The sequence below is a fragment of the Candidatus Manganitrophaceae bacterium genome, assembly GCA_012960925.1.
Classification (GTDB): Bacteria; Nitrospirota; Nitrospiria; order SBBL01; family JAADHI01; genus DUAG01.
This window is the reverse complement of the sequence record DUAG01000032.1, coordinates 1-5,418: the sequence shown is the minus strand read 5'-3', so window position 1 is coordinate 5,418 and position 5,418 is coordinate 1. Positions and strand designations below refer to the sequence as shown.

Genomic DNA, 5,418 nt, shown 5'->3' with positions numbered 1-5,418 from the left:
CCAACGGTGCTGCGTTACGCCGACAACATCGCCTGGGCGCACCACGAGCGCTGGGACGGCAGTGGCTACCCGCGCGGACTCAAGGGCGACGAGATTCCCATTGAGGCGCGCATCGTTTCCCTCGCCGACATCTACGACGCGCTGCGCTCGGAACGGCCTTACAAACCCGCCTTCGACCACGAAGAGACGCTCGGCATCATACTCGACGGAGACGGCCGGACCATGCCTGAACACTTCGACCCGAAGTTACATGACATATTCCGTGCCAACACCGATGCCTTCGGCGAGATTTTCAGCCGTCTGGCCGACTGACGACAGACCGATCCCTTAACCCCATGGTGGGCTTCGATTCATGACCAAACGAAACTCGCGACAAAAGTACAACTCATACGAGTCGTTTCTCTGGGGATGACCAACAAAAGTAAAAAATCGATCAAATTGCCTAATGGAATCCATGTACCCCATTATCTGGCTTGATGCACCTAGACATTCTGTCCAATATCGAATATTAAGCCTTTTGCCCAAATTTACTGGGTGAACCGCCCCCCTCCTTCATAATATTATTCCACTTTGTAAAGTTCAGTGAGTATTTATCCTTAAATTTCAATTGGATATATCTTAATTAACCTATGGCACATGTATTGCAAATTCCAATATAATATTATGAAGAACCAATGTGACATAAATAGCTTCATCAGGGGAGGAAAGAGGAAAAACGTAATCTATGCATGGGTTCCCTTGTTTTTGGTCCTCCTTCTCTGCAACCCCTCAATCGGATGGAGCATGGCCTCCGAATGGGAGAAGGCAAACCAGTCGGACATCATGATGGGGAAAAGGATCTATTCGGTGAGCTGCATTCTCTGTCATGGCTCTAAAGGGCAGGGTGACGGTCCTGCCTCCATCTTTATTGGTCCTTATTCCCACCCACGCCCTCGTGACTTTACACGAGGGGTTTTTAAATTCCGTTCTACCGAATCAGGTGAGCTTCCAAAATTATCAGACCTCATGAGGACTATCGCCTATGGTATTCCCGGTTATATGCCGTCGTTCAAGCATCTGGGGGACGAGGGCCTCAGGCAGGTTGCACTCTACATTACAGCTGAGTTTATACAAGAAGAACTGCCTTTGGAAATTACAGGAGAACCGATTAAAGAGGCAGGTCTTGGTCTCAGAGATAGCGGTCCGGTAGAATCAAGATCTACGACTTTAGACGCTGAGATCGGTCGGATCGAACTTTACAAAGGCATTACAACCGTACTCAATGAGATTGCCAGGAATTCCGTAACAGCGGTCGCTCCAAGAGAGAATCCTAAACCAACTCTCGATCTATACAAAGAGATCATAATCGTTTTAAACAACATGATTGAAAAATTAGATCTTAACATGACCATCAACAATTCAGAAAGATCGGAGGATCTACACAACAAGCCTGCACAGGCCAAATCCAATTACAGTAAAAGTGTGGCAGTTTCACGAGGGAAAAAGGTTTTCCATGAGATGCAATGTATTACCTGCCATGGGATCAACGGCAGGGGGGCGAGGACAAACATGAGGGATGAGCGGGGTCTACCCGTCATGGCGGCCAATTTAGCAAAACCCGAATCTTTCGGAAATGGAAACACTCCGGAGGATGTTTACCGCACAATCATGACCGGGCTAAACGGGACACCAATGCCTTCTTATAGTGATCTATTTGAGGGGAATGATGAACAGGCTTGGGATCTTGTCGCATACATCGGATCTCTTCAGGATAAATATCCCGCCACCCCATGAAAGTTATCTTTAATCTAGGAGAGGGTTTTTTTGTTTCCTTCAAACCGGCTACAATATCGTCGTTATTTTTTTCCATACACAATGATTAAGTGGAATACGAATAAAGGAATTCATTTAAAGTGAGAGGGTCAGGCTATTATGAATAGAGGAGGAGTCCTCATAGTGACAAGCATCGCAATCATGGGCGTGTTAATTTTCTCATCACCCTCAAGGGCTATTCCTGCCTTTGCCAGGAAATACAACCTTTCCTGTACCTCATGTCACACCAAGCCACCAAGGTTGAACCCCTTTGGGGAGTCCTTCAATATGAATGGATTCCAGATACCGGCCACAAAGGAGGGAGAGATCAGGAAAAAGAAAAAAATCGGACGCGTCAACCTAGAGCGGAGCATTTCCAATATATTCGCGGTGCGGGTTGTTGGAAATCTTGTAGAAACCTTTCATGGCGGGAACAAAGACGAAGCGAATCTAACTTTCCCCAACCTGCTCGAACTCTTTTTGGCGGGAACCCTGACTCAGGATATCAGTTATTTCTTTGAATACGAAGCCGAACAGCCTGAGATCGAGGGAGGAATACCTGACCCGCTTGGGTCTCAATTGGGTGAGGGCGAATTTGAAGAGGTGGGGGGTGAATTCGTGTTAGCCCGGTCCTTCTTGATATTCAACCTTGGCTCCATGATAAGAGGTGCCCCTCTTCCAAGGTCAGGTCTGATCGCGATTGGACCGATGCTTAGGATCGGAATGATTGACCCATCGACTTTCTTTTCCTTTCCAATGGAGCGACAATACTTCAAGGGGATTCCTGGAAGGGTTGATAGCGGAGGGAGACTCCGGCGGTTCAGTCTGCCCCAATCAGGGTTTGCCTCTTCACTTAAGTTTTTCGGGGTCAGGACAAGCGAAGGAGGGTTTATAGAAGTCACGGAGAATGTCTTCTATAACGGTGAAGGCTTCGGCATTGATCTCCATGCCATGGTAGGGAATTTCATCCTTCAAGCCGGGATGCTGCAGGGAGTCGGCGGTGAATCAAGAGATATCAACATGAAGAAGGACCCCTACCTGATGGGCAGGTTCAACTTCGGGGGGAGTGAGTATCTTTCTGGAAGTGTCTCAGTCCTGGCCAATTGGGGTAATGATACCGCCATGGTTAATAAAGACCTTGTGGACTGGTTTCGATATGGCTTTGCTGGAAACATCAAATATAAACACCTCGACCTCTACGGGGCGATCATTTGGGATAAGATCAGGAACTTGCCAATGGCGACCCTTACATCCTTTGACGAGGATGCCTACGGAATAACTGTTGAAGCTGATTATCTGGCGACCGACAAATTACTGCTCATGGTCAGATACGACCAACTCAGCTCAGGAGGATTTATCAATCAGAAGGAAGATGGGATGGTTGTGAGTTTTCAGGCCAGATACTATATTAGAGATAACCTTGGCATCTTTTTGAGGGATAGTTACAACATCAATGGCGTAAGCGCGAATCCGCTGAATAGTTTTCGCAATGCCTTAACTCTCGGAGTTGATTTTGACTGGTAAGAACTGACCTGGGCCACCTCGGATAAATGGAAAGACCGTCATTTTATCGAGTGGCCAGTTTATGAAAAGAAATGGGCTTCTTTTGTGGGTGAGAAGAGCAAGACGTCTCGAATATATATCGCCTGTTCAGATCACTTCTGAAAAGAAGCCTGTTGGTTCATCGAAGGGGAACAATCATGGAGAAGGTAGAAACCAGACAGAGAAATTTTGTACAACATTCACTGACCCCTCTCCATAATGAAAGAGGGATGGTTTTATTCATCTCCCTGATGATGCTTATTTTGCTGACTGGACTTATAATGACGTCCATTATGGTTACCTACATAGGGATGCGTATTGTAAAAAATGAAAGGGTTGCCGCAGAGGCGATCTATGCGGCTGAAGCTGGCGTTCAACATGCCCTTCAGGCGCTAAAGGGACAGAACTTTGATACGATTGTTGCTGAGAATGTCGGCCAGCCTTGGCTCATCGTGAGTAATTTTAGCGAGACCCCGGGGCTAGGATACAGGGTCAACGTCTCCAGGACCAATAATTCAGGGAAAGTCGTCACCGGAGATAGTATTTTTGTTACCGCAACCTCAGTGCATCCGTCTGGGGGAAAGAAGAAGGTCGCGGCAGAATTTAGAAATCCTCTCGCATCGCTTCCAATCAATTCCTCCATGAACTTCGTTGGAAGTTTCAGCCGAGTAAAATTCTCTGGAAATTCTACAATCAACGGAGACCTTCCATTGGATGAGACTTCCGTGGAGGGGAGTGAGTGTGCCTCAGACAAAACCGGGATCTCCGTAAATTCTATGGACGTCTATTCAGAAATCCAACTAACAAAAAATACAGGCGACCAGATTACAGGAGCCGGATTAAGCCCCAGCATTCAGCTTCGACCGAGTGACTTGAGTCCGGCCATGGTTCAGAATATGGTGAACCAGATTTTGGATCGTGCAGATCGAACTTTTATCGTAGACAGGAATAAGGTCAATCATGGAGATGTCGTTTGGGGAACGGAAGCAGATCCTCAAGTCACTGTGTTTACGCTGACGGCCACGAACTCAAGGATAAAATTTAATGGCGATACTTCCGGACATGGGATCCTCATCATCAATAGTGAGACAACCAAGAATGGGAGGGTTGAGTTCAATGGTAACTTTACCTGGAATGGCCTCATCCTCATCACGGGGAATTCTGGTATTGACCGGATGGGATCAACCGGGACGAACTCTATCAAAGGGGCAATCGTCCTGGCCAATACCGTGGCTGATCCTACTGAGGAAAACTTTAGATTTAGGATGAATGGAAACGCAAGCATTCAGTATAGCTGCGCTGCAATTTCAAATGCGATAAATAGCTTGCCCTTAATCCTCAAAGGGTGGCACGAAATCTCATCGCATCGGGGATAGAATGAAAAACCTATCTTAAACATTTTGTCCCGGGTTTTGTGTCTATGTTGATCTTGCACAAAGCTAACGGATCAGATGACCACCATGACCGAGCTGGATGCAAATATGGCCATCTTGACTAGTACGGTAGAGGCGAAACAAAGTATCATTAATATTATTGTGTGAGGTTACCGATGGAAATAGGACATTTTGACATAAAGGTGATAAGAAAAAAACAAAACAGCCAACGTTTTATCATCGAATATTTTGTTCGATTTGGTGTAGGGGGATTGCATCACGGTGGACTGACGATGAACCTTTCTTACTCGGGGATGTTTATTAAGTCGAGCGTTATTTTTCCTGCCGGAACAAATATAGAAATTGAAGCTTCCATGTCCGACGGCTATAAAGCGTCAACTGGTGGTATAGTGGTTTGGACAAAAGACATCCCTCGTAAAGAAAATGACGGGTTGGTAATGCGAGGAATGGGAGTTCGAATCTTATCCGCCCCAAGAGGATATCAAATCTTCATAGAGAACCATGCTCAAGAAGGTTAAGCCAATAAGATTAAACTCCCCTAGAAATATCCTTACGTTCACGACATCTTTTAATGCTACAAGATAAATGATGAGATATTTTAGAGTTATTGTCAAATCTGGTGTATGAGATCTTCATTAAGCGGCGACCTGATCTGATTTATTGATCTCAATCCCATCTTTAAATGGAACTC

The 5,418-nt window shown here is 46.0% G+C and carries 5 protein-coding genes; all 5 read left to right on the top strand.

The features are described from left to right. Positions 1-312 (top strand): HD domain-containing protein (locus tag EYQ01_04380; protein HIE65041.1); only part of this gene is annotated, 312 nt, incomplete at its 5' end. A gap of 324 nt (positions 313-636) precedes the next feature. Next, entirely contained in the window at positions 637-1,773 is a 1,137-nt protein-coding gene (locus tag EYQ01_04375) for a cytochrome c (GenBank protein HIE65040.1), read from the top strand. A 306-nt stretch (positions 1,774-2,079) separates the two neighbouring features. Continuing rightward, on the top strand, positions 2,080-3,315 hold the full coding sequence (locus EYQ01_04370) for a hypothetical protein (GenBank protein HIE65039.1): 1,236 nt from the start codon (positions 2,080-2,082) through the stop codon (positions 3,313-3,315). Between the two features lie 311 nt (positions 3,316-3,626). Next, a complete protein-coding gene (locus tag EYQ01_04365; GenBank protein ID HIE65038.1) occupies positions 3,627-4,709 on the top strand; it encodes a hypothetical protein in 1,083 nt (360 codons plus the stop codon). 173 nt (positions 4,710-4,882) lie between these two features. Then, complete coding sequence (locus EYQ01_04360) at positions 4,883-5,245, top strand: hypothetical protein (GenBank protein HIE65037.1); 363 nt, start codon at positions 4,883-4,885, stop codon at positions 5,243-5,245. Positions 5,246-5,418: the final 173 nt, after the last annotated feature.